15 protein-coding genes are annotated in these 22,622 nt (G+C 73.8%); 12 read left to right on the top strand and 3 right to left on the bottom strand.

Annotated features, from left to right (window positions below; all coding sequences use genetic code 11):
* Positions 1–258 precede the first annotated feature (258 nt).
* From cuyB to pyrR, 8 genes are all read left to right on the top strand, one after another.
* Entirely contained in the window at positions 259–1,188 is a 930-nt protein-coding gene (gene cuyB / locus ACZ5T9_RS09460; RefSeq protein WP_464832801.1) for a cysteate racemase, read from the top strand.
* Positions 1,189–1,236: 48 nt separating this feature from the next.
* Entirely contained in the window at positions 1,237–2,907 is a 1,671-nt protein-coding gene (locus tag ACZ5T9_RS09455) for an amidohydrolase (RefSeq protein WP_464832799.1), read from the top strand.
* Between the two features lie 239 nt (positions 2,908–3,146).
* Positions 3,147–4,259 carry a fructose-1,6-bisphosphate aldolase/phosphatase gene (gene fbp, locus ACZ5T9_RS09450; RefSeq protein ID WP_464832798.1) on the top strand — a complete coding sequence of 371 codons (1,113 nt, stop codon included), beginning with the start codon at positions 3,147–3,149 and terminating at the stop codon, positions 4,257–4,259.
* Positions 4,260–4,942: 683 nt separating this feature from the next.
* Positions 4,943–5,419 carry a DUF5665 domain-containing protein gene (locus tag ACZ5T9_RS09445; protein ID WP_464832797.1) on the top strand — a complete coding sequence of 159 codons (477 nt, stop codon included), beginning with the start codon at positions 4,943–4,945 and terminating at the stop codon, positions 5,417–5,419.
* A 32-nt stretch (positions 5,420–5,451) separates the two neighbouring features.
* Positions 5,452–6,198: a TraR/DksA C4-type zinc finger protein gene (locus ACZ5T9_RS09440; protein WP_464832796.1), complete on the top strand. Its 747-nt coding sequence runs from the start codon at positions 5,452–5,454 to the stop codon at positions 6,196–6,198.
* A 255-nt stretch (positions 6,199–6,453) separates the two neighbouring features.
* The gene (lspA, locus tag ACZ5T9_RS09435; protein ID WP_006903912.1) at positions 6,454–6,945 is read left to right on the top strand and encodes a signal peptidase II; all 492 of its coding nucleotides are present in this window, start codon (positions 6,454–6,456) and stop codon (positions 6,943–6,945) included.
* A 6-nt stretch (positions 6,946–6,951) separates the two neighbouring features.
* Positions 6,952–7,917 (top strand): RluA family pseudouridine synthase, encoded by a 966-nt coding sequence (locus ACZ5T9_RS09430; RefSeq protein WP_006903911.1) that lies wholly within the window; start codon positions 6,952–6,954, stop codon positions 7,915–7,917.
* Between the two features lie 103 nt (positions 7,918–8,020).
* A complete protein-coding gene (pyrR, locus tag ACZ5T9_RS09425; protein ID WP_006903910.1) occupies positions 8,021–8,572 on the top strand; it encodes a bifunctional pyr operon transcriptional regulator/uracil phosphoribosyltransferase PyrR in 552 nt (183 codons plus the stop codon).
* A 178-nt stretch (positions 8,573–8,750) separates the two neighbouring features.
* Here the strand turns inward: pyrR and ACZ5T9_RS09420 are convergent, their stop codons facing one another.
* Positions 8,751–10,001, bottom strand: a complete 1,251-nt coding sequence (locus ACZ5T9_RS09420; protein ID WP_464832793.1) for a glycerate kinase — start codon at positions 9,999–10,001, stop codon at positions 8,751–8,753.
* A gap of 154 nt (positions 10,002–10,155) precedes the next feature.
* Positions 10,156–12,246 carry an Rqc2 family fibronectin-binding protein gene (locus ACZ5T9_RS09415; protein WP_464832792.1) on the bottom strand — a complete coding sequence of 697 codons (2,091 nt, stop codon included), beginning with the start codon at positions 12,244–12,246 and terminating at the stop codon, positions 10,156–10,158.
* A 342-nt stretch (positions 12,247–12,588) separates the two neighbouring features.
* Here ACZ5T9_RS09415 and ACZ5T9_RS09410 point away from each other — a divergent pair, with 342 nt between their 5' ends.
* From ACZ5T9_RS09410 to ACZ5T9_RS09395, 4 genes are all read left to right on the top strand, one after another.
* A complete protein-coding gene (locus ACZ5T9_RS09410; RefSeq protein WP_464832790.1) occupies positions 12,589–14,991 on the top strand; it encodes a 3-hydroxyacyl-CoA dehydrogenase/enoyl-CoA hydratase family protein in 2,403 nt (800 codons plus the stop codon).
* Between the two features lie 28 nt (positions 14,992–15,019).
* Positions 15,020–16,198: a thiolase family protein gene (locus tag ACZ5T9_RS09405; protein WP_464832789.1), complete on the top strand. Its 1,179-nt coding sequence runs from the start codon at positions 15,020–15,022 to the stop codon at positions 16,196–16,198.
* Between the two features lie 55 nt (positions 16,199–16,253).
* On the top strand, positions 16,254–18,068 hold the full coding sequence (locus ACZ5T9_RS09400) for an acyl-CoA dehydrogenase family protein (RefSeq protein ID WP_464832788.1): 1,815 nt from the start codon (positions 16,254–16,256) through the stop codon (positions 18,066–18,068).
* A 432-nt stretch (positions 18,069–18,500) separates the two neighbouring features.
* Entirely contained in the window at positions 18,501–19,553 is a 1,053-nt protein-coding gene (locus tag ACZ5T9_RS09395; protein WP_464832787.1) for an MBL fold metallo-hydrolase, read from the top strand.
* A gap of 42 nt (positions 19,554–19,595) precedes the next feature.
* Here ACZ5T9_RS09395 and ACZ5T9_RS09390 read toward each other — a convergent pair whose 3' ends face one another.
* On the bottom strand, positions 19,596–22,574 hold the full coding sequence (locus tag ACZ5T9_RS09390) for a bifunctional acetate--CoA ligase family protein/GNAT family N-acetyltransferase (RefSeq protein WP_006905048.1): 2,979 nt from the start codon (positions 22,572–22,574) through the stop codon (positions 19,596–19,598).
* Between the last annotated feature and the right edge of the window lie 48 nt (positions 22,575–22,622).

Here is a 22,622-nt window from a genome sequence, read left to right as displayed (position 1 = left end):
GCATAGACCGTCGGTGCGGCGACCCTGCCGAACCCGGCTGGCGTCCCGACTTGCCCGCCCCGGGGTGAGCAGCCCCGGGTCCCTGGCCCCCTGGTGCGTGCACCCGGGGGCCCGCTGGCAAGGCCCGGGCGGGCCCCGGGCAGGAGGGCCCGCCGGCCCGTCGAAGCAACAGGTCATTCTGCCGGCGGCCCCTGCCCTGGAGGGAGGGACCCGGACAGGGCGGGTCCGGGCCGCTGGCCGCCGGAGGCCCGATGGACGATGACGAAGCCTTCACAGAGGATCTCCATCAACGGTCTTGCGCCCAACGGTGTCCCTTCGCACCAGGCGGACCGTCCCGGGGCCGGCCCCTGCGCAGCCCGCTCGGGGCCGGCAAGGGACGGAGGATCCTGCGGGACGGGACCCGGCGACGAGTACGCCGTGCGGGCGGCGGAGGCCGGCCGGTCCGGCGACCCGGGGCCGGCCATCGGCATCCTGGGCGGCATGGGGCCCGAGGCCACCGTCGACCTCTTCGCCAAGATCGTCCGCGCCACCCCGGCGCGGGTCGACCAGGACCACGTGCGCATCGTCATCGACAACAACCCCAAGATCCCCGACCGGACGGCCTTCTTGCGCGGCGCGGGGCCCGATCCGGTGCCGGCCATGGTGGCCTCGATCCAGGGGCTGGTGTCCCTGGGGGCCAGCCTGATCCTCATCCCCTGCAATACGGCCCACGTCTACTTTGACCGCCTGCAGGCCGCCAGCCCCGTGCCCATCCTCCACATCATGCGGGAGGTGGCCCGGGCCCTGGTGGCCGGCGGGGTACCCGGCCTGCCGCCGGCCGGCGGCCCGGCCGGCCTGCTGGCCACGGAGCTCACGGTGGAGAGCGGCCTCTATCACCGGGCCCTGGCGGAGGTGGGGCTGGAGGTGGTGGTCCCGGCGCCCGAATACCAGGCCGAGGTGACGCGGGCCATCTTCGGCGCCGACGGAATCAAGGCCGGCGTCTATGAGCCGGCCCGCCAGCGGCTGCTGGAGGCCGGGACCCACCTGGTGGAGCGGGGTGCCCGGGTGCTGATCGCCGGCTGTACGGAGCTGCCGCTGGTGCTACGGCCCGGGGACTTTCCCGTGCCCTGGGTCGACCCGGCGGAGATCCTGGCGCGGGCGGCCCTCCAGCGGCTGCTGGGGGCACCGGCGGAAGCCGCCCGCCGCTGAGGGGCGGCCACGTACCGGCGGGCGGGGTGTTCCGGAGGAGGTTTCGTCGTGCCTGTGGGTGCTTCCGGTGAGGTGGCGGGGGGAGGGGGCCAAGGGGCTGCCGCCGCTGCTGCCTGTCGGGTTCTGGTGGGGCGCATCGTCCCCGCACCCGGCAGCGGGGTGCGGCCGGCGGAGGCCGTGTTCTTCCACGGAGGGCGGGTGGAGGCCCTTGGTTCCGAGGCGGCGGTGCGGGCGGTGGCGGGACCCCGGGCGGAGGTGGAGGTGCTGCCCCGGGACGCGGTGGTCCTGCCCGGGTTCGTGGACGGGCACTGCCACCTGCTCTGGTGCGGGCAGGTGGCCACCCAGCTGGATCTCCGGGACGTGACCTCCCTGGACGAGCTGGAGCGGCGGGTGGCGCGGCGAGCCGCCCAGCTGCCGCCCGGCACCTGGATCGAGGGCTACGGCTGGGACCAGAGCCGGTTCGACCCGCCGGCCTGGCCGGACCGGGCTTTGCTGGACCGGGCGGCACCGCAGCATCCCGTGCTGCTGCGCCGCGTCTGCCGGCACGTCGCCGTGGCCAGCAGCCTGGCGCTGGCGGCCGCCGGGGTCCACCGGGACACCCCCGACCCCGCCGGCGGGCGTTTCGGCCACGACCCGGTCACGGGGGAACTGACGGGTTTGCTCGAGGAGACCGCCATCGAACGGGTGGCCGCCGCCCGGCCGGCACCCGGCCTGGAGGAGCGGCTGGCCGGTCTGCTGGAGGTGATCCGCTCGGCCCATGCCGCGGGGATCACCGCCGTCCACAGCCACGACGTCCACCAGCCGGGCGAGCTCGGGGACGTGCTGGCCCTCTACCGGGCCGCCCGGGAGCGGGGGCGGCCCCTGCGGGTCGCGCTGGACGTGGGCTGGGAGGCCCTGGACGACGCCCGCGCCTGGCTGCCTTCGGGCCACGGGGACGCCTGGCTGCGCATGGGGTCGATCAAGTTCTTTGCCGACGGGTCCCTGGGCGGGCGGACGGCGGCCCTGCGGGACCCGTACGCCGACGGGGACGGCCGGGAGCGGGGACTGCTGCGCCACAGCCCGGAGGAACTGGCTTCGCTGGTTGCCGAAGCAGCGGCGGCCGGCTACCAGGTGGCCATCCACTGCATCGGCGACCGGGCGGTGGACGCGGCCCTGGCAGCGGTGGAGGCGGCCCGGCGCCGGGCCGGTCCGGGGCGGCACCGGCTGATCCACGTGCAGGTCATGGCGCCCGAGCACCCCGCACAGCTGGCGGCGGCCGGGGTGGTGGCCGAGATCCAGCCCCGGTTCCTGGCCTCGGACCTGGCCTTCGTGGAGGAGCGGCTGGGGCCGGGGCGGAGCCGCTGGGCCTACGCCTGGCGCAGCCTGCGGGAAGCCGGGGTACCGCTCTCGGCAGGATCCGACGCCCCCATCGAGCCGCTGGCGCCCCTGGAGGGGATCCAGGCGGCGGTGACCCGGGACGACCTGCAGGGAGACCCGCCGGGCGGCTGGCATCCCGAAGAGCGGTTGAGCGTGGGGGAGGTCCTGCAGGCCTACACGGCCGGTGCCGCCTGCGGGGCCCTGGCGGAAGGACTGTGGGGCAGCCTGCTGCCCGGCGCCATGGCCGATGCGGTGGTGCTGGGGGCCGATCCGTGGCGGGTGGCCCCCCACGAGCTCCGCCACATCCCCGTGCTGGCGACCTACGTGGGCGGCGAGCCCGTTTACCGCCGCCCGGCCGGCTGATGCCGGCCGGGCGCAGGCCGCGGCGCGCTCCCGGGCCGCTCCCGGCTCCCCGGCAAGCCCGCCGGCCCCTTGGCGGCCTGCGGGGTCCTTGCAGCCCGTTTCCCCAGGACCTCGGATGCCCCGGGACCTCCCTGCAATGTAGGAATCTGCCACGCCCCTGTTGAATTGGCTGGCGGGAAGGCCGTTCAACACCGGCCGCGATGCGCACCTGGCGTCGCGGTCCGATGGGGGTTTGCGCCATGGAGGTCACGGTCAGCGTCATCAAGGCCGACGTGGGCAGCGTAGGCGGCCACACCCGCCCCAGCGACGAGCTGCTGGCGGCGGTGCAGCAGCGGGTGGAGGCCGAGAGGGGCGGCCTGCTGCTGGACGCCCGGGTGTTCTACTGCGGCGACGACATCTCCATCCTCATGACCCACCAGCGCGGGCCCGGCGACGAGGCGATCCACGGGCTGGCGTGGGAGGCCTTCCGGGCCGGTACGGAGGTGGCCCAGCGCCAGGGGCTCTACGGGGCGGGCCAGGATCTGTTGAAGGACGCCTTCTCGGGCAACGTGCGCGGCCTGGGGCCCCAGGTGGCGGAGCTGACCCTGCGCGAGCGGCCCAATGAGGCGCTGATGATCCTGGCGGCCGACAAGACGGAGCCGGGCGCCTTCAACCTGCCGCTTTACCTGGCCTTCGCCGACCCCATGTACTCCCCCGGGTTGCTGCTTTCCGAGGAACTGCATGCCGGTTTCCGGTTCGTCATCATGGACGTCGAGCACACCGAGGGCGACCGGTCGATCACCCTGGATGCCCCGGAGCGGCTCTACGACATCGCCGCCCTGCTGCGCGACACCCACCGCTACGTCATCGCCGGCATCTGGTCGCGCAAGTACCCGGACGAACAGGCTGCCGCCGTCAGCACCACCCGCCTGCGGCAGATCGCCGGCCGTTATGTGGGCAAGGACGACCCCGTGGCCATCGTGCGGGTGCAGAAGATCTTCCCGGCCACCGAGGAGTTCGGCCCGCCCTTCGCCCTGGGCGCCTTCGTGGCCGGCGATACCCGGGGCAGCCACAACCTGCCCCTGCTGCCGGTTCCCGTCAACACCCCGGCCAGCACCTTCTTCTGCCACCCCATGGTGACGGCCCTGGGCTTCTCCATGCACGAGGGGCGGCTGACGGGTCCGGTCGACCTGTTTGCCGACCCGGTGTGGGAGCCCATCCGCCACCGCATCGTGGCGAAGGCGGTGGCCATGCGCCAGCAGGGCTTCTTCCAGCCGGCCATGCTGCCCATCTCCGAGCTCGAGTACGGCGGCATCACCGCCCGGCTGCAGCGCCTGGACGCCGAGTTCCGGGTCGAAGCAACGGGGGACTGAGCCTGGCCGGCACCGATGCGGCGAGCCGGCCCACCGGCGAGGGGATCCTGCGGCGCGCATTGCGGCGCCCCGCGATCGAGCGGGGCGCCGCAATGCTTCCATGCCCCGCCTCCGGCGCCGGGGTACCCCCAGCGGGAATCCAGCGTTGCTTGGGGATGGCCGGGACAGGCTAGAGAAGGCGAGGGCGTCCCGGCGTCCTGGGTCCGGCGGGGCGGGTGGCGCCCGGTCCTGCCTCCGCGGGCGCGGGAAGGCCGGTGCCGCCTGCCCCTTCCCGCCAAGACCTGGGAGGGCGCGCCGCCCCTTTCAGGCCGGGGGCCTGGGGAGGCCGGGCGCCGCGGGGGCCGGCGGCGCGCGCCGGCCGGACGGGCACGCCGGCGACGCAAGGGAGGTCGGCAGCCGTGGTGGCGGGTGGGGACGATGCCGCCGGGCCGGAAAAGCCCGGCCGCGCCGTGGGGTCCGGGCCGGCAACTGTCGAGAGCGGGCGGCCCGCAGCGGGCGGGCTCCCGCCGGCCCGTGTCCCTGCCCGCCGACCCCGGACCGGCGAGGGAGCGCCCCGGAGTGCCCCTCGGGGGGCCAAGGGGCGGGGCGACCGCCGTCCCCAGGAAGGTGCCCACCGGGCATCCCGCTCCTTCCGCCCGGGCGAGCCGGGGCCGGCTCCCGTCAGCCGGCGCAGCGCCGCCGGGGTGGCCATTCAGCGGGTGCCGGCCACCATCCCGCATTCCCCCGGCCCGGTCCCGGCCTTCCCGGACCGGTGGCGCCTTCCGGGGGCGGGGGCGGGTGCGGGGTCAGGACCGCGCGCCGGCGGCGGCAGGCGCACCGGGCGCCCCGGGCCGCCCCCGCGTACACTGCTGGCCGGCATCCTCCACCGGCTGGACGAGCTCACCTGGCGGTGGGAGCGGATCAGCATCGGCGAGTACCTGGCCCTGTTTCGCGACCCGGGCCGGCTCTTCTGGATGAACTTTCTGGCCGGGGTGGCCCGGGGGCTGGGGGCGGCGGTGGGGTTCACGCTGCTGGGCGCCCTGGTCCTTCTGGCCCTGCAGCGCGCGGTGGAACTGAACCTGCCGTACATCGGCAGCCTGGTGGCCGACCTCTTGCGCATCGTCCGCACCGAGCTGGACGGTGGCACGCCGGGGCCGGGCGGCGCCCCGCCCGGTCCCTGAGGGCGGCCGCCGGCGGAGAGGGGGAATGGTCCATGCGACCGGAAGTCCGCGAGCACTTCCGCAGGCGCCTTCTGGAGGAGCGGCGCCGCCTTGCCGGGGACCTGCGCTACAACAGCGACATCGGCCGGCTTTCCCAGCGGGAGTCCATCAGCGAGCTTTCCACCTACGACAACCATCCCGGCGACGTGGGCACGGAAACCTTCGAGATGGCCAAGGACATCGGCCGCCGGCGGGACATCCAGCAGGCCCTGCACGACATCGACGCCGCCCTGGCGCGGCTGGACGACGGAACCTACGGCTACTGCCAGCGCTGCGGGCGGCCCATCCCGCGGGAACGGCTGGAGGTGCTCCCGGCCACGCCCTTCTGCGCCGGCTGCGCCACCGCCATGGCCGAACGGGAGAAGAAGGTGCGGGGCACCGCCCGGCCCGTGGAAGAGGAGGTCCTCTCGCCGCCTTTCGCCCGCTCGTGGCGCGACGATACCGGCGAGATCGACTTCGACGGGGAAGACGCCTGGCAGTCGGTGGCCCAGTACGGCAGTTCCGACACGCCCCAGGACGTGTGGGAACCGGCCACTTATCCCGACGTCTACGAAGACGCGGGGGACGACAGCGGGCTGGTGGAAGACACCGACCGGCTGCTGGACCGGCGCTTCGAGTCGGCAGAGGACATCGCCGTCGCTCAGGAGTCCGTCAAGGCCCATCGCCGCCAGAACACCGGGGGGGACGGGGAATTCGGCCGGAGCCCCGGCGGCCAGGGGAACGGAGCGGGCCCGGCGTAGGCCGCTGGCCGGAGGCCGGCCCCGGCGGAAGGAGGAACCGGACCGGACGCAGCGGTCCGGGCCCGTCCGGACCCGGGCCGCTGCCCCTGGCCCGGGCCGGTCCCACGGCCCGAGGAGGCCGCCGGTCCCGGTTCCGGCGGGTCCGAGTCGCGGGCGGGCCGGCAGGGATGACGGCAGGCATGGGGAATGTGATGGAGGAGAGCAGCCCGAAAGATCCCCGGCAGCCGCCAGGCAACCGCTACAGGAGGCAACGGCTTGCTACCCATCTGGACCGCCCTCTTGGTACTGGCCGCCGACCAGGCGACCAAGGCCTGGGTCTTGGCCCGGATCGCGCCCTGGGGCACCGTGCCGGTCCTTCCCGGTGTGGTGCAGTGGACCTACGTCCAGAACCGGGGCGCAGCCTTTGGTCTCCTGCAGAACCAGACCCTCTTCTTCATCGTGGTGGCCGTGGTGGTCATCGCCGCCATCCTCTACTGGCTGCCCCGGCTGCCCGGCCGGGCGGGGTCGGCCCGGCTGGCCCTGGGCCTGCAGCTGGGAGGCGCCGTTGGCAACCTGATCGACCGGTTGCGCTGGGGATACGTGGTCGACTTCGTCGACCTGGAGTTCTGGCCGCTGCACCGCTGGCCGGTCTTCAACGTGGCCGATGCCGCCATCGTCACCGGCACCGCCCTCCTGGTCCTCTGGCTGCTGGCAGACCGTGACGCGGCGCCGGATCCGGTGCAGGGGCCGGGGGGAGGGGGGAACTGAGCGCCTATGGCCGATGACCCACCCGTAGCCGGGCGTGCGCCCCGCACAGCGGTGTTCGTCGTCCCCGGCTCGGCGGCCGGGGAGCGGCTGGACGTCTTCCTGGCCGAGCAGGACGGCCTCGACCTGACCCGGTCGGCCATTCAACGGCTGATCCGCAGCCACCGGGTCTGGGTCAACGGCCGCACCGCCCGGCCCAGCCGGCGGCTGGAACCCGGAGAAGAGGTGGTCATCGAGCTGCCGGAACCCGCGCCCTCGGGTGTGGTGCCCGAGGCGCTGCCCCTGGACGTGGTCTACGAGGACCCTGACGTGGTGGTGCTGAACAAGCCGCGGGGCTGGGTGGTCCACCCGGCGCCGGGCCACCCCCAGGGTACCCTGGCCAACGCCCTTCTGGCCCGGTATCCCGAGATGGAGGGGGTCGGGGGCCCGGGACGGCCTGGAATCGTCCACCGCCTGGACCGCGACACCACGGGGCTCTTGGTGGTGGCCCGCAGCCCCCTTGCGTACCGGGAGCTGGTACGGCAGATCAAAGAACGGCGGGTCCACCGCGAGTACCTGGCCCTGGTGCGGGGCTGGCCCGAGGTGCGGGAGGGCACGGTGGAGGCGCCCATCGGCCGCCATCCGGCCGATCGGACCCGGATGACCGTGCTGACCACCGGAGGTCGGCCGGCGCGCACCCACTTTGCCGTGGTGGAACAGGTGGGCCGGTACACCTTGTTGCGCTGCTGGCTGGACACCGGCCGGACCCACCAGATCCGGGTCCACCTGGCCTTCATCGGCCTGCCGGTGGCGGGGGATCCGGTCTATGGCGGCCGCCGCGCCCAGGGCGAGCTGGGTCTCGAGGGGCAGGCCCTGCATGCGACCCGCCTGGCCTTTGCCCACCCGCGGGACGGCCGGCCCATGGACTTCACGGTGCCGCCGCCGGCCGACTTCCTCGCGGCCCTGGAGCGGGCCCGGGCGGGCGCAGAGGGTTGACGGACCGGCGGGCCGGGGCCGGTCGGCGCCTGCGAGCCGGCGGGTACGCCGCCCACGCCGGGCACCCGGCCCGGCGCCGAGCACCCCAACGGGAGGGAAGTCCATGGCAGGAGGACTGAAAGAAAAGGCGCGCATCATGGACAAGGAGGCCCTGCGCCGCGCCCTGGTGCGCATCGCCCATGAGATCGTGGAGCGGAACCGCGATCTGGACCAGGTGGTCTTCATCGGCATCCGCCGCCGTGGCGTGCCCATCGCCCAGCGGCTGGCGCGGGCCATTGCCGAGTTCGAAGGCAAGGAGCTGCCGGTGGGCATCCTGGACATCACCCTGTACCGCGACGACCTGTCGCGCCTCAGCGAGAAGCCGACGGTGAACAACACCGACGTTCCCTTCTCCATCGAGGGCAAGCACATCATCCTCTGTGACGACGTCCTCTACACCGGCCGCACCATCCGGGCGGCTCTGGACGCCCTGGTGGACCTGGGCCGCCCCGCTACGGTCCAGCTGGCGGTGCTGGTCGACCGCGGCCACCGGGAGATCCCCATCCGCGCCGACTACGTGGGGAAGAACGTGCCTACCTCCCGGCGGGAGGTCATCGAGTGCCGCCTGGAGGAGGTGGACGGCGTCGACGAGGTCTGGATCATGGAACAGCCCTAGGTGCCCGCACAGCGGCAAGGGCGGGGGCCCGGGTGGGGCGCGGGCAAGGGCCCGGCCTGGGCTCGGGCAGCGGCCGGTCCGGTGGCAGGGCCCGGGCGCAGGGCCGGGCAGCAGGGCTGGGAGCAGGGAAAAGGCACAGTAGGGGAGCAGGGAAGAGGCGCAGGAAGCGGTCTGGGGCTCATGCCCGGGGTGGCTCCGCCCGGGCAAGCCCCGCCCCGAGGCGCAGCAGCGCCAGGGCCGTGGCCGCCGCCGCCTCCACGTTGCGGCCGGCCTGGGCGATGGCCTGCCGCACCGGCACGGGCCCGGGGGTCGCCGCCAGAAGGGCGGCGACCCCCGCTTCCTTCAGGGCCGGTTCCACCGCCGGGTCGACGGCGCCGGAGATCACCACCACGGGGCGCCCGTACCGGCGGGCCCGGGCAGCCACCCGGGCCACCAGCTTGCCCGCCAGGGTCTGGGAATCGGTGCGGCCTTCCCCCGTCAGCACCAGGTCGGCGTCTTCCAGGTGACGGTCGAAGCCGGCGGCGTCCATCACCAGCTCGGCACCGGGCCGGAGCCGGGCGTCCAGGAAAGCGACCAGGGCGAAGCCCAGGCCGCCTGCGGCGCCGGCGCCGGGTTCGTCCCGCCGGTCATGGCCCAGGGTGCGGGCCGCCACGTCTGCCAGGCGTACCAGTCCCGACTCCAGGATCTCCACCTGCTCGGGGGTGGCACCCTTCTGGGGGGCGTACACGCGGGCGGCGCCGCGAGGGCCCGTCAGGGGATTGTCCACATCGCACGCCATCTGGATGGCGACCTTGCGCAGCCGCGGATCCAGGCCGTCAAGGTCGATCCGTTCCAGGCGGGTCAAGGCGCCGCCCCCGGGCGGGAGCGGCCGCCCGGCGCCGTCCAGGAACCGGGCTCCCAGGGCCGCCAGCATGCCCGTGCCGCCGTCGGTGGTGGCGCTGCCGCCGATGGCAACCAGGAGCCGGCGGCAGCCATGGTCCAGGGCGTCCCGGATCAGCTCCCCCGTGCCGGTGGTGGTGGCCTCCAGGGGCCGGCGCTTGCCGGGGGGCACCAGGAGCAGCCCCGAGGCGGCGGCCATCTCCACCACCGCCGTCTGGCCGTCACCGAGAAGACCCCACCGGGCCTCCACGGGTTCCCCCAGGGGCCCCGTCACCCGGCACCGGATCCAGCGGCCGCCCGTGGCGCGAACCAGTACCGCCGCGGTGCCCTCGCCCCCGTCAGCCAGCGGCAGCTGGGTGGCCGCCGCCCCGGGCCAGCCGCGGGCCACGCCGCGGGCCATGGCGGCCGCGGCCTCCTCCGCCGTGAGGCTGCCCTTGAAGGAGTCCGGCGCCACCAGCACCCGCGGGGGCACCGGGCCCGCGGCCCCGCCCAGCCTTACGGATTCGGATGCGGTTGCCTGGACCATGATCGATTCGGTTGCCTGCACCATGGTCCACCCTCCCCCGCCCGTGGCTGTCCCGATCCCGCTGCCTTCCGGTGCCCGCCCCCGGCCGGGTCCCCGCCGCTTCCTGCCGCGCCGCCAAGACCCCCGGCCGCTGGTGCAGGGCCGTCGCGGCAGGGTGGGGCCGCCGCGGGTGGCACGGTCATCCTTGCCGCCTCCGCCCAGCGGCCGCGGGCCCTCCGCCCCCTTCCAGGGCCGTGGCGGGGGACGGGGCCCCGTCACCGCCGGGCTTCTCCGGGCCGTCGCCGTCCCCGGCGCCCCCTGCTCCGGGCTCCCCGCCGCGGTCAGCAGCGGACGCCCCATCCAGCCGGGGAGGAAGACCCTCCGGATCGGGGGACACGAACAAGGTGCGGGCGTGCTCGTAGCGGACGAAGCCGGGCCGGGCGCCCTTGGGCTTGCGCACGTGGCGCGCTTCGGTGTAGTCCACGGCCACCCGGCCCGAGCTCCGGGCCCTGCTGTGGTAGGCCGCCACCCGCGCCGCCGCCTCCAGCGCCTCCGGCGACGGCTCCGCCTCCCGGTGGGCCAGCCGCAAAAGCACGTGGGAACCCGGCACCTGCCGGGCATGCAGCCAGATGTCCCAAGGGTTGGCGACCCGGGTGACAAGGGCGTCGTTCTGCCGGTTATTGCGTCCCGCCAGGATGAGCTCACCCCCCGGCCCGCGGTAGCGGAGGAACCCGGCCCCTCCGTCGCCGGCACGCCGGGCCCGGGAGAGCGGGACTCCCGTGGTCGCCGCGGCCGCAGGACCGGCCGGGCCCCGGTCCCGGCCGCGCCCGGGATCCGCACCCCGGGGGCTTGACCCCTTCCCTGCCGGGAGAGGCTGGGCGGCCAGGTTCGCAAAGGCCGGGGCGTAGCCCTGCTCCGCCAGTTCGGCGGCGATGGCCTCCAGGTCGCCGGCGGAGACGGCCTCGGCCAGGGCCTGTTCCACCGACTCCAGGTACGCCACCTCCTCCCGGGCGGCCTCCAGCAGGGCCGCCGCCTGTTCCCGGCCGCGCCGGGCCTTCTGGTACAGGCGGAAGTAGCGCTGGGCGTTCTCCTGAGGGCTCAGGGCCGGGTCCAGGGGAATGGTCACGGTGGCGCCCTGCGGGTCGTAGTAGTTGGGCAGGGTCACCTCCCTGGCGCCCCGGGGCACCTGGCTGGCGAAGGCCGTCAGGAGCTCACCGTAGATACGGTAGGGCTCGGCCTGCTCGGTGCGCTCGAAGTCTTCTTCCCGCGCCTCCAGGCGCCGCCGGGCCCGGCCGAGGGCCTCCCGCAGCAGCTGCTCCAGCTGCTGGCGCAGGCGCTGGCGGGTCAGGGCGTCCAGGCGCTCCCGGTAGAAGACGTCGCACAGGGGCCAGAGGGCACCTTGCGGCCTTTCCAGCCGGGCCCCGGGCGGCGGGGTGACCGGAAAGGCGGTCAGAGCGACGGCAACGCCCTCCGGGTTCCGCACCAGCACCGGGTCGAACCGGCCCTGCCGGGCCGCAGCCAGCCAGCCCAGCACCACCCTGGCCAGGGTCTCCCCCCGCCCTGCCCCCTCCGGGACAGCGGTCGCCTCCGCGGGAAGGGGCTTGCCGGTGGCCGGGTCCAGCCCCGCCCGGTGGAGGGCCTCCTGCGCGAGTTCCCGGCCCAGCACCGGCACCTGCTCCAGCAGCCTGCGCCATGCGGGCCGGGACCCGCGGGAGCGGCCGGCGGCTGCCTCGGGGCCCGGTGCCGTGACGGCCTCCAGCCAGGTTCGGCCAAGGGAGCCGGCGTCCCCGTCGGGAAGAGGCGTGGGAGCCGGCGGCGGCTGGTACCGGCTCCCCGGCACCAGGGAGCGCGAGGCGGTGTCGGGCGTGCGCCGCAGGGCATCGAGGATGCGGCCCTCGCCGTCCGTGAGGACCACGTTGGCCCGCCGCTCCAAAAGCTCGACGATCAGGTACCGGCGCCGGGCCGGTTCGTCCGGGCCGGGGGCAACAAAGGCCAGTTGAACCCAGCGGTCGAAGGCCGGCCCCTGGTGGGCCGCCACCAGGCGCAGCGACTCCAGGTGCTTGCGCAGGAGCATGCAAAAGGCCGGCGGCGCCGGCGGGTTGGCCGGCGGCCGGGCCGTCAGGTGCAGCCGTGGCAGGCTGGGATCGGCTCCGATCAGCAGGTGCACCTCCCGCCCGGCGTACAGCCGCAGCACCAGCAGGTGGGGTTCGGGCTGGTAGATCCGTTCCACCCGGGCGGGCAGCAAGCTGCTCAACTCCTGCAGGACGGCGGCCAGGACCAGGCCGTTCAAGGGTGTCCCTCCCGTGATTTCTGCTGTTGGACCCGATACCAGGTGCGGTTCAACCCGATGCCAGGTCGGAGTAGAGCCCCTTTCACCACTATAGCGCGGCGGCCTGCTACACCGGGGCGGTCCGCGGATGGCGCTGGTCGAAAACTCCGCCCGGCCCCGCGAAGGGATTTACCCGGCGCCGTCGAAGTCATCCATGACTCGACCGACCGGTCGGTCGGCGCCAGGCCCCCGGCCTCCAGCCACCGCCGCGGCCGGTGGCTGGAGGCCGGCCTGGGGCCGGGGCGCTGCTACCGCCGGGCGGCGGCCGGAACGGGCGGCCGGACCACGATGGGAGGGGACGCGATGCCGAAGGTCTTTCGCCGGGTTGCGGTGCTGGGGGCCGGCACCATGGGCGCCCAGATTGCCGCCCACCTGGCCAACCAGGGCATTCCCGTCGACCTGTTCGACCTCAGCCGGGAACTGGTGGAGAAGGCCAGGCAGCGCCTGGCGGAGCTCAAGCCTTCGCCGATCTACACCCGGGACGTGCTGGACCTCATCTCGCCGGCCTCCTTCCAGGACGAGGGGGATCTGGCGCGCCTGCGCGACGCCGAATGGGTCGTCGAGGCAGTGCTTGAGCAACTGCCCGTCAAGCAGCAGCTGTGGCAACGGGTGGCCCCCTTCCTGCGGCCGGGGGGCATCTACAGCACCAACACCTCGGGCCTGTCCATCCGGGCCATCGCCAGCGCGCTGCCGGAAGAGGCCCGGCGGCGGTTCCTGGGGACCCACTTCTTCAACCCGCCTCGTTACCTGCACCTGCTGGAGCTGATCCCGACCCCCGACACCGACCCGGCCGTGGTCGAAGCCATGCGCGATTTCGCCACGCGGATCCTGGGCAAGGGGGTCGTGCTGGCCAAGGACACGCCCAACTTCATCGCCAACCGCATCGGCTGCTACGGGCTCATGGTGACGGTCCGGGCGATGCAGGAGTTCGGCCTCGGCCCCGACGAGGTGGACGAGATCACCGGCGAGAACATGGGCCGGCCCAAGAGCGCCACCTTCCGCACCCTGGACGTGGTCGGCATCGACGTGATGAAGGACGTGGCGGACAACACCCGCGCCGCCGTGCAGGATCCGGAAGAACAGGCGGCCTTCACCCTCCCCGAGTTCATGCGCCAGCTGGTGGAACGGGGCTGGACGGGCGAGAAGGCCGGCCAGGGCTTCTACAAGCGGGTCAAGCAGCCCGACGGCAGCCGGGAGATCCTGGTGCTCGATCCTGCCACCATGGAATACCGGCCGCGCCGGCGGCTGAACGCGCCGTCCCTGCAGGCGGTGCGGGCCATCGAAGACCCGCTGCAGCGGATCAAGACCCTGCTGGCGGCGGACGACGTGGCGGGGTGCTTCGCCTGGGAGGTCACCCGGCGCAGCCTGGCCTACGCCGCCAACAAGCTGGGCGAGATCGCCGACGACGTGGCCAGCATCGACCGGGCCATCAAATGGGGCTTCGGCTGGAACGCGGGGCCCTTCGAGCTGTGGGACGCCCTGGGCGCGGCGGCGGTCCTGGAGCGCATGGAGCGGGACGGCGAGCGCCTGCCCGGCTGGCTTGTGGAGGCCATCAAGACCGGGCCGGGCCGGTTCTACGTGGAGAAGGACGGTCGCACGCTGGCCTTGGCGGCGGGCGGCGAGTACGTCCCGGTGGGGCCGGACCCGCGCGCCATCGACGTTCCCCTGCTCTTGAAGCGGAACCGGGTGGTCGACCGCAACACCGGGGCGACCCTGGTCGATCTGGGCGACGAGGTCCTGCTTCTGGACTTCCACGGGCCCAAGCAGGCCATCGGCCCCGACTTCATCCAGATGGTGGAGAAGGCGGTGGCCGAGGTGGAGGCCAACTGGCGCGGCCTGGTGATCTCCAGCCACGTCAAGCCCAACTTCTCGGTGGGCGCCAACCTCATGCTGATGCTGCTGGCGGCGCAGATGGGCGAGTGGGACGAGATCGATGCCATGGTGCGCCGGTTCCAGTACGCCAACATGAAGCTCAAGTACGCCGCCCGCCCGGTGGTGGTGGCGCCGTACGGCATCACCGTGGGCGGCGGCTGCGAGGTGGCCCTGCACGGCGCGCAGGTGGTGGCGTCGGCCGAGACCTACATCGGCCTGGTGGAGGTGGGCGCCGGGGTCATCCCGGGCGGCGGCGGCACCAAGGAGATGCTGCTGAGGGCCATCGAGAACGTGCCGGAGGTCTTCTCGGGCAAGTACGGCCAGACGCCCGGGCCGGCCACCACCGACGTGATGGGCCGGGTCAACCTGCAGGTGCTGGTCAACCGGGTCTTCGAGCTGATCGCCACGGCGCGGGTGGCCCTGTCGGCGGCCGAGGCGCGGCAGCTGGGGTTCTTCCGGAACACCGACCGCATCGTGGTGAACCCGGACCACCTGATCCACGAGGCCAAGCAGGCGGTGCTGGCCCTCGACGAGGCGGGCTACCGGCCGCCGGTGCGCCGGCGCATCCCCGTGGTGGGCGACAGCGGGCGGGCCCTGCTGGAGCTGGCGGCCATCAGCATGCACTGGAGCGGCTACGCCAGCGAGCACGATCTCAAGATCGCCCGCAAGCTGGCCCACGTGCTGGCCGGGGGTGACGTGCCGCCGGGCACCGAGGTGGACGAAGAGTACCTGCTGGACCTGGAGCGGGAAGCCTTCCTCAGCCTGGTGGGCGAGCCCAAGACCCAGGCGCGGATGCAGCACCTGCTCAAGACGGGCAAGCCCCTGCGCAACTGACACCACCCTCGGAAGCGAGGTGAGCGGCATGCGTGAAGCGGTGATCGTAGCCGGTGCCCGGACGGCCATCGGCCGCGCCCAGAAGGGCGCCCTGAAGGACATGCGGGCCGACGACCTGGCTGCCCTGGTGATCAAGGCGGCTCTGGAGCGGGCGCCGGGCATCGAGCCGGGCGAGATCGACGACGTCATCCTGGGTTGCGCCTTGCCCGAGGGCGAGCAGGGGCTCAACATCGCGCGCATTGCGGCCATCCGGGCGGGCCTGCCGACCAGCGTGCCGGGCTTCACCGTCAACCGGTTCTGCTCGTCGGGCCTCCAGGCCATCGCCATCGCGGCGGAGCGGGTGATGGTGGGAGGGGCCGACATCGTCATCGCCGGCGGCGTGGAGACCATGAGCCGGGTGCCCATGATGGGGCACAACCCCTCCCTGAACCCGGCGCTGGTGGCGGAGTATCCCCAGGTCTACATGGGCATGGGCCACACGGCGGAGGAGGTGGCCCGGCGCTTCGGCGTCAGCCGGGAGGACCAGGACCGCTGGGCCCTGGAGAGCCACCGCAAGGCTGCGGCCGCCATCGACGCGGGCCGCTTCAAGGAGGAGATCGTGCCCGTCACCGTGCGCCGGGTGCGGGTGGAACAGGGCAAGCGGCTGGAGGAGACCTTCACCTTCGACACGGACGAGTGCGTGCGCCGGGACACCACCCTGGAGCGCCTGGCCCAGCTCAAGCCGGCCTTCCGCCGGGACGGGTCGGTGACGGCGGGCAACTCCTCGCCCACCAACGACGGCGCGGCGGCGGTGATCGTCATGTCGGCCGAGGAGGCCCGGCGCCGCGGGCTGCCGGTCAAGGCCATCTTCCGGAGCTTCGCCGTGGGCGGTGTGGATCCCGACATCATGGGCGTGGGTCCCGTGGTGGCCGTTCCCAAGGCCCTCAAGATGGCCGGGGTGCGGCTGCAGGACGTGGATCTCATCGAGCTCAACGAGGCCTTTGCCGCCCAGGTGATCCAGGTGGTGCGCCAGCTGGAGCTGGATCCCGCCCGGGTGAACGTCAACGGCGGCGCCATCGCCCTGGGCCATCCCCTGGGCTGCACGGGGGCGCGGCAGGTGGTCACCCTGATGCACGAGGCGCCCCGGCGCAAGGCCCGCTACGGCGTGGTGACCATGTGCATCGGCGGCGGCATGGGTGCGGCGGGCGTCTTCGAATTCGCCAGCTGACCCGGGGACCCCGGAGACCTTGGAACCGGCAAGAGCCTTGGGAGGGATGAGGAGCATGGCGGATGCGCAGCCCATGCCGGCGGGCGGCGAGGCCCGCGGGCGCAAGCCGCTGGGCGCGGGCTTCCTCGTGGAAGCCACGGCACCGGGAGACATCTTCACGGCGGAGGACCTGAACGAGGAGCAGAAGATGATCGGCCAGGTGGCCCGGGACTTCGCATGGCAGGAAGTCCGGCCCCTGATCGACGAGCTGGAGCACGGGCACCACGAGCACTCGGTCGCCCTGCTGCGGCGGGCCGGCGAGCTGGGGCTGCTGGCCGTGGAGATCCCGGCCGCCTATGAGGGCCTGGGCCTCGACAAGGCGACGGCCACCCTGGTGGTGGAGAAGCTGGCGCCGGCGGGCTCCTTCGGCGTCACCTTCGGCGCCCACACGGGCATCGGCACGCTGCCCATCGTCTACTTCGGCAACCCGGAGCAGAAGCGCCGCTACCTGCCCAAGCTGGCGACCGGCGAGTGGATCGCCGCCTACGCCCTGACGGAGCCCGACGCGGGTTCCGACGCCCTGGGCGGCAAGACCCGGGCCGTGCTCTCGCCCGACGGCAAGCACTACATCCTGAACGGGCAGAAGCAGTGGATCACCAACTCCGGCTTCGCCGACGTGTTCGTCGTCTACGCCAAGGTCGACGGCGACAAGATGACCGCCTTCATCGTGGAGCGCAGCTTCCCCGGCGTGTCGGTGTCGGAGGAAGTGCGCAAGATGGGCATCAAGGGCTCGTCCACCCGGACCCTGTACCTCAACGACGTGCCCGTGCCGGTGGAGAACGTGCTCCATGAGGTGGGCAAGGGGCATCACATCGCCTTCAACATCCTCAACATCGGCCGCTGGAAGCTGGCCGCGGGCAACCTGGGCGCCTGCAAGGAACTGATCGCCCTGGCTACCCAGTACGCCCAGGGCCGCAAGCAGTTCGGCCAGCCCATCGCCAGCTTCCCCCTGATCCAGCAGAAGCTGGCCGCCATGGCTGCCCGGACCTACGCCCTGGAGGCCATGGTCTACCGCACCGCGGGCGCCTTCGACGCCAGCCTGAGCGAGATCGACCAGGATGCCCCCGATGCGGGCCGGCAGGCCATCACCGCCATCTCGGAGTACGCCGTGGAGGCGTCCATCAACAAGGTCTTCGGGTCGGAGACCCTGGACTTCGTGGTGGACGAGGCCGTGCAGATCCACGGCGGTTACGGCTACATGCAGGAATACGAGGTGGAGCGGGCCTACCGGGATGCGCGCATCAACCGCATCTTCGAGGGGACCAACGAGATCAACCGCCTGCTGATCCCCCGCGAGCTGATGCGGCGGACCATGAAGGGCCAGCTGCCCCTGATGCAGGCCCTGTCCCGGGTGCAGAAGGAGCTGGCCGAGATGTCGCCCCTGGGACCGGCCGGCGAGGCGGCCTCAGGCCCCCTGGCGGAAGAACAGGCCCTCGTCGCCAACACCCGGCGCCTGGGCCTGATGGTGGCCGGCCTGGCGGTGCAGAAGTACATGCAGCAGCTGGAGCACGAGCAGGAGCTGCTGGCCGCCATCGCCGACCTCGCCATCGAGCTGTACGCCATGGAGAGCGCCGTGCTGCGGGCCCTCAAGGCCGGCGGCTCCGGCATCCACGCCGACCTGGCGCGGCTGTTCGTGGCCGGCAGCCTGGACCGGGTGGAGATCATCGCCCGCAACGCCCTGGCGGCCATCGAGAGCGGCGACACCCTCCAGGTCCAGCTGGGCATCGTGCGGCGCCTGCTGCGGCGGGAACCCGTGAACCAGGTGGCCCTGGGACGGCAGGTGGCCCGGGCGGTGCTGGAGGCCGGCGGCTACCCCCTGGCGGCCCGCTGAGAGCGGACCGGGCCGGCGGCGTCACCGGGCGCAGGGCGCGGGAGGCCGCACGCGGGCGCAGGCCCACCACCCCGGGGCCGGCCCCACCGGAGCGGCGCGAACGGCCTGCCCGCGGCCCCGGCGGTGCCCCGGTGGCGAGGAGGCCGTAGCGCCAGGACGGCGGTTTTGTGGCGAGCGGGCCGCCGGGGGCCGCCCGAGCCCCGGCGAGGGCGGGCGGGAGCCCGGAGGCTCCCGCCCGCCCCCATTCCCGGGCGGCTCCCGGCCGGGCCTCTGCGCGCACCCGGCGCCGCCGCAGGGGGCATCGCCGGCCCCGGTGGTGAGAGCTGGCGGTCGAGGGGGAATGCCGGCCGCTTCCACCCCTGCGGCGGCACCATGGTGCCCGGCCCGCGGGGACGCGACGCACCCGGACCTCGAAGCAAGGAGGCAGGAGCCATGGCAACCCCGGGCAAGGGTGCCGGGGCCCCGGCGGCCGGAGTCCCGGCCCGGGTCCGCCGGGTCGACGACCAGGTGCTGTGCATCACCGTGCCGACGCCTTTTGCGGTGGGAGACGTCAACGTCTACGTCATCCTGGGGCGGGTGCCCACCCTGGTGGACGTGGGGCCGGGCGGCCGGCAGGGATGGGAGGCTCTGGAGGCGGGACTGGTCGCGGCCGGCATGGGGTGGGACGACCTGGCCCAGGTGGTCATCACCCATACCCACGCCGACCACTTCGGGCTCCTGCGCCGGTGGCCGGGGCGCACCCTGCCGCCGGTCCTGGCCCACCGCTGGGGTGCCCGCCACTTCCGGGGCGGGCAGGATCCCGAGCGGGAGGCGTTCTTCCGGGACTTCGGGCGCGCGGCGGGGGTGCCCGCGGACCTGGCGGGCGGCATGCTGCAGGGCCTGCACCTTCTGATGGCGGCGGAACCCGCCGTGCCCGTGGCCGGCTGGCTGGAAGACGGCGACACGGTGGAGATGGGCGACGACCTCTGGCTGGTCCTGCACACCCCGGGCCACGCCCAGTCCCAGGTTTGTCTCTACCGGGAGAAGGACGGGCTTCTGATCAGCAGCGACCACCTGCTGCCGGCCATCTCGTCCAACGCCATGCCGGAACCCTCGCCCCTGGACGAGCACGGCCGCCCGGTGCGCCCGGAACCGCCCCGCAGCCTGGTGGACTACCGGCGGTCCCTGCGCCGGATCCGGCCCCTGCCCGTGCGCCTTTGCCTGCCCGGCCACGGCGAGCCCTTCGCGGGCCACCAGGACCTGATCGACCGGCGCCTGCAGGGCATGGAAGAACGGGCTGGGCAGATTCTCCGGGGGGTCGAGGCCCGGGGAGGGCGCGCCACCCTCTACCAGCTGGCCGTCGACCTCTTTGGCCGCGGGGATCCCGGCCACGTGCTGCTGGCCCTGTCCGAGGTCCACGGCCACGTGGAGTGGATGGAGGCGGAGGGCCGGCTGCGCCGGGAACCGGAGCCCGGCGGCAGCGGCGTGCTGATGGTGACGGTGTGAGGCCCGGGGGCCGGGGGCGCGGCCCCGGCCCCCGGTGCGACCTCACGCGTCACCGGGATCGGGGGCGCTGCGCTGCCGGCTGCCCGGCTCTTCCGGTTCCACCCGGATCCGGGCGTCGATCACGTAGCAGCCGCGGCCGGGCTCGTAGGCCTTGAGCGGGTTGATGTCCAGTTCGGCGATCTCCGGCACCTCTTCCACCAGCCGCGAGACCCGCAGGAGCACGTCCTGGATGGCTTCCTGATCCGCCGGCGGATGGCCGCGGTAACCCTCCAGCAGCCGGTAGCCCCGGATGCTGCGGACCATCTCCGCGGCGTCCACGTCGGTCAGGGGCGTGATGCGGAAGACCACGTCCTGGAGGATCTCCACGTGGACCCCGCCCAGGCCGAAGGCCACCAGCGGGCCGAAGAGGGGATCTTCCGTCACGCCGACCACCAGCTCGGTGCCGCCGGGCAGCATGGGCTGGACCACGAACCCGTCCAGTTCCCCGGCCCGGCCGGCCGCCGCCAGGCGGTCGCGGATCCCCCGGCAGGCCGCCCGCACCGCGCCGGCATCTTCCAGGTTCAGCTGGACGCCGTCCCACTCGGTCTTGTGGACCAGGGTGCGGGAGGCCATCTTCACCACCACGGGGTAGCCCAGCTCCTCCGCAGCCTGCACGGCCGCCTCCTCGTCCCGGACGAAACGCGAGGGGACGCGGGGCAGGCCGAAGGCTTCGAGCACCCCGTCGACTTCTTCCGCCGGCAGCCAGCCGCCGCCCCGGGCCGCCGCCTCCCGGCAGATGGCCCGGGCCCGGTCGATGTCCAGGTCGGGGTGGGCGGGGATCCGGCCCAGGGGCCGCCGGCGCCAGCGGGCATACTCGTACGCCTTGGCCAGCGCCCGGGCCGCCGACTCGGGGAACCGGTAGGAGGGGATCCGCTCGTCGCCGACCGCCAGGGGCTGGCGCAGGCCCCGGGTGCTCATGAAGCACGCCAGCACCGGCTTGTGGTGCCCTGCCTCCCGGGCCTCCGCCACCGCGTCCCGGACGGCCGCCGCCACACCGTCCACGTCGGCCAAGCCCACGGGGATGAAGATCACCAGCGCCGCGTCGAAGGTGGGATCGGCCAGCACCGCCCGCAGCGTCTGGCGGTAATCCTCCGCGGTGGCAGAGGCGATCATGTCGATGGGATTGCCCAGGCTGGCCGCCGGCGGGAGGAACCGGCGCAGCGCCTCCCGGGTGGCCGGGGACGGCTCGGGCACCTCCAGGCCTGCCGCGGCCAGGGCATCGGTGGCGAGGATGCCCGGCCCGCCGGCGTTGGTCACCACCGCCACCCGCGGTCCCGCGGGCAGCGGCTGGTTGGCCAGCAGGGCGGCGATGTCGAACATGTCTTCCAGAGTGTCGGCCCGGATGACCCCGGCCTGGCGGAACAGGGCTTCCACGGCGGTGTCGCTGGCCGCCAGGGCGGCCGTGTGGGAGCCGGCGGCCTTGGTTCCCGCCGCCGTCCGCCCTGCCTTGACGGCCAGGATCGGCTTCTTGCGTCCCACCCGCCGGGCCAGGCGGGCGAACCGCCGCGGGTTACCGAAGGACTCCAGGTAGAGCAGGATCAGATCGGTGTCCTCGTCGTCCTCCCAGTACTGGATCAGGTCGTTGCCCGAGACGTCGGCCTTGTTGCCCACGCTGACGAAGGTGGAGAGGCCGAGCCCCAGGTCCCGGGCGTACTCCAGGATGGCCAGCCCCAGGGCCCCGCTCTGGGACGACATGGCCACCCGCCCGTGGGGCGGGAACACCGGCGAGAAGCTGGCGTTCATCCGCACGTCGGGGGCGGTGTTGATCAGCCCCAGGCAGTTGGGGCCGACCATGCGCATGCCGTAGCCCCGCACCTTGGCCACCAGGCGTTCCTGCAGCTCCCGGCCCTCGGCCCCGGTCTCCGCGAAGCCGGCGGTGATCACCACCAGCCCGCGCACCCCCTTGGCCCCGCACTGGTCGACCACGTCGAGCACCGCGTCCCGGGGCACGGCGATGACGGCCAGGTCCACGGGACCGGGGATGTCCAGCACCGAACGGTAGGCCGGGATCGACCCCACCACGCCGGCTTTCGGGTTGACGGGGTAGACGGGACCCTGGTAGCGGTTCATCACCAGGGCTTCTAGAATCCGGTAACCGATGCTGCCGGGATCCCGGGAGGCGCCCACCACGGCGATGCCCCGGGGCCGGAAGAGGGGCCGCAGGGAGGCCACCGTGGCGATGCGGTCCCGCATCTCGCTGCGTTCCACGCTCTCCGGGCTGGGCTGGACATCCAGGCTGACCACGACGTAACCGTCCCGGTGGTGCTGTTCCGCTTCGAAGCCGCTGGCGCGCAGAACCTCCAGCATGCGGCGGTTGTCCGGCTGGGTCCAGGCGATGAAACGGCGGATCCCGTGGCGGGCGGCGATCAGGGCCAGCCGTTCCAGCAGCAGGGTGCCGAGTCCCCGGCCCTGGTACGCGTCTTCCACGAGGAAGGCCACTTCCGCCGCGTCGGGGTCCCGCTCGTCCCGGACGTACGTGCCGCTGGCCACGATGCGCGGGTGGTCGGGGTCTCCCACCAGCACCAGCAGGGTGTAGCGCTCGTCCGGTGGCCCCACCTGGAGCAGGCTTTCCACCGCCGCCTCGCGGGACTCGCCGGCGAAGAAGCGGCGCATGAGGGACTGGTCCGAGACCCGCCCAAGGAACTCGGCCACGAGGGGGCGGTCCCGGTCCCGGGCGGGGCGCAGGGTGGCGGCGGTGCCGTCGCGCAGCAGCACGCGCCCGGCTTCCAGCCCGTCCTGGGGGATGGGTGCCGGATAGAGGGCCGGCAGGGTGGCCAGGCCGGCGCGGCGAGGTGTCCCTCCGGTGCGGTGGTGGCCGCCGTCGCCGGCGGCGGGCCCGGCGGCCTGATTCTGGCCCGTGCCGCGGCCCGCCGTCGCCGGGCCGCGGGAGCCATCCCCGGCGGGCTGGGCGGGGGATGGAGGCGGGGGAACGGTGGGCGGGGAACCGGCGGTCTGATCGCCATGGGGCGGCCGGCTGTTCATGGGCTTGACCTCCTTGCCGGGGCCGGAGCCGCGGGGGCCCGTCCCGGA

Source organism: Thermaerobacter nagasakiensis, assembly GCF_055396825.1.
Note: the sequence above shows the minus strand (reverse complement) of the source record. Positions and strands in the feature narration are given on the sequence as shown.

Coding starts and splice junctions, on each gene's coding strand:
- ACZ5T9_RS09440 (WP_464832796.1), top strand. CDS start 5,452: ATGCGACCGGAAGTCCGCGAGCACTTCCGCAGGCGCCTTCTGGAGGAG.
- fbp (WP_464832798.1), top strand. CDS start 3,147: ATGGAGGTCACGGTCAGCGTCATCAAGGCCGACGTGGGCAGCGTAGGC.
- ACZ5T9_RS09390 (WP_006905048.1), bottom strand. CDS start 22,574: ATGAACAGCCGGCCGCCCCATGGCGATCAGACCGCCGGTTCCCCGCCC.
- ACZ5T9_RS09405 (WP_464832789.1), top strand. CDS start 15,020: ATGCGTGAAGCGGTGATCGTAGCCGGTGCCCGGACGGCCATCGGCCGC.
- ACZ5T9_RS09395 (WP_464832787.1), top strand. CDS start 18,501: ATGGCAACCCCGGGCAAGGGTGCCGGGGCCCCGGCGGCCGGAGTCCCG.
- cuyB (WP_464832801.1), top strand. CDS start 259: ATGACGAAGCCTTCACAGAGGATCTCCATCAACGGTCTTGCGCCCAAC.
- ACZ5T9_RS09400 (WP_464832788.1), top strand. CDS start 16,254: ATGGCGGATGCGCAGCCCATGCCGGCGGGCGGCGAGGCCCGCGGGCGC.
- ACZ5T9_RS09420 (WP_464832793.1), bottom strand. CDS start 10,001: ATGGTGCAGGCAACCGAATCGATCATGGTCCAGGCAACCGCATCCGAA.
- ACZ5T9_RS09410 (WP_464832790.1), top strand. CDS start 12,589: ATGCCGAAGGTCTTTCGCCGGGTTGCGGTGCTGGGGGCCGGCACCATG.
- ACZ5T9_RS09430 (WP_006903911.1), top strand. CDS start 6,952: ATGGCCGATGACCCACCCGTAGCCGGGCGTGCGCCCCGCACAGCGGTG.
- pyrR (WP_006903910.1), top strand. CDS start 8,021: ATGGCAGGAGGACTGAAAGAAAAGGCGCGCATCATGGACAAGGAGGCC.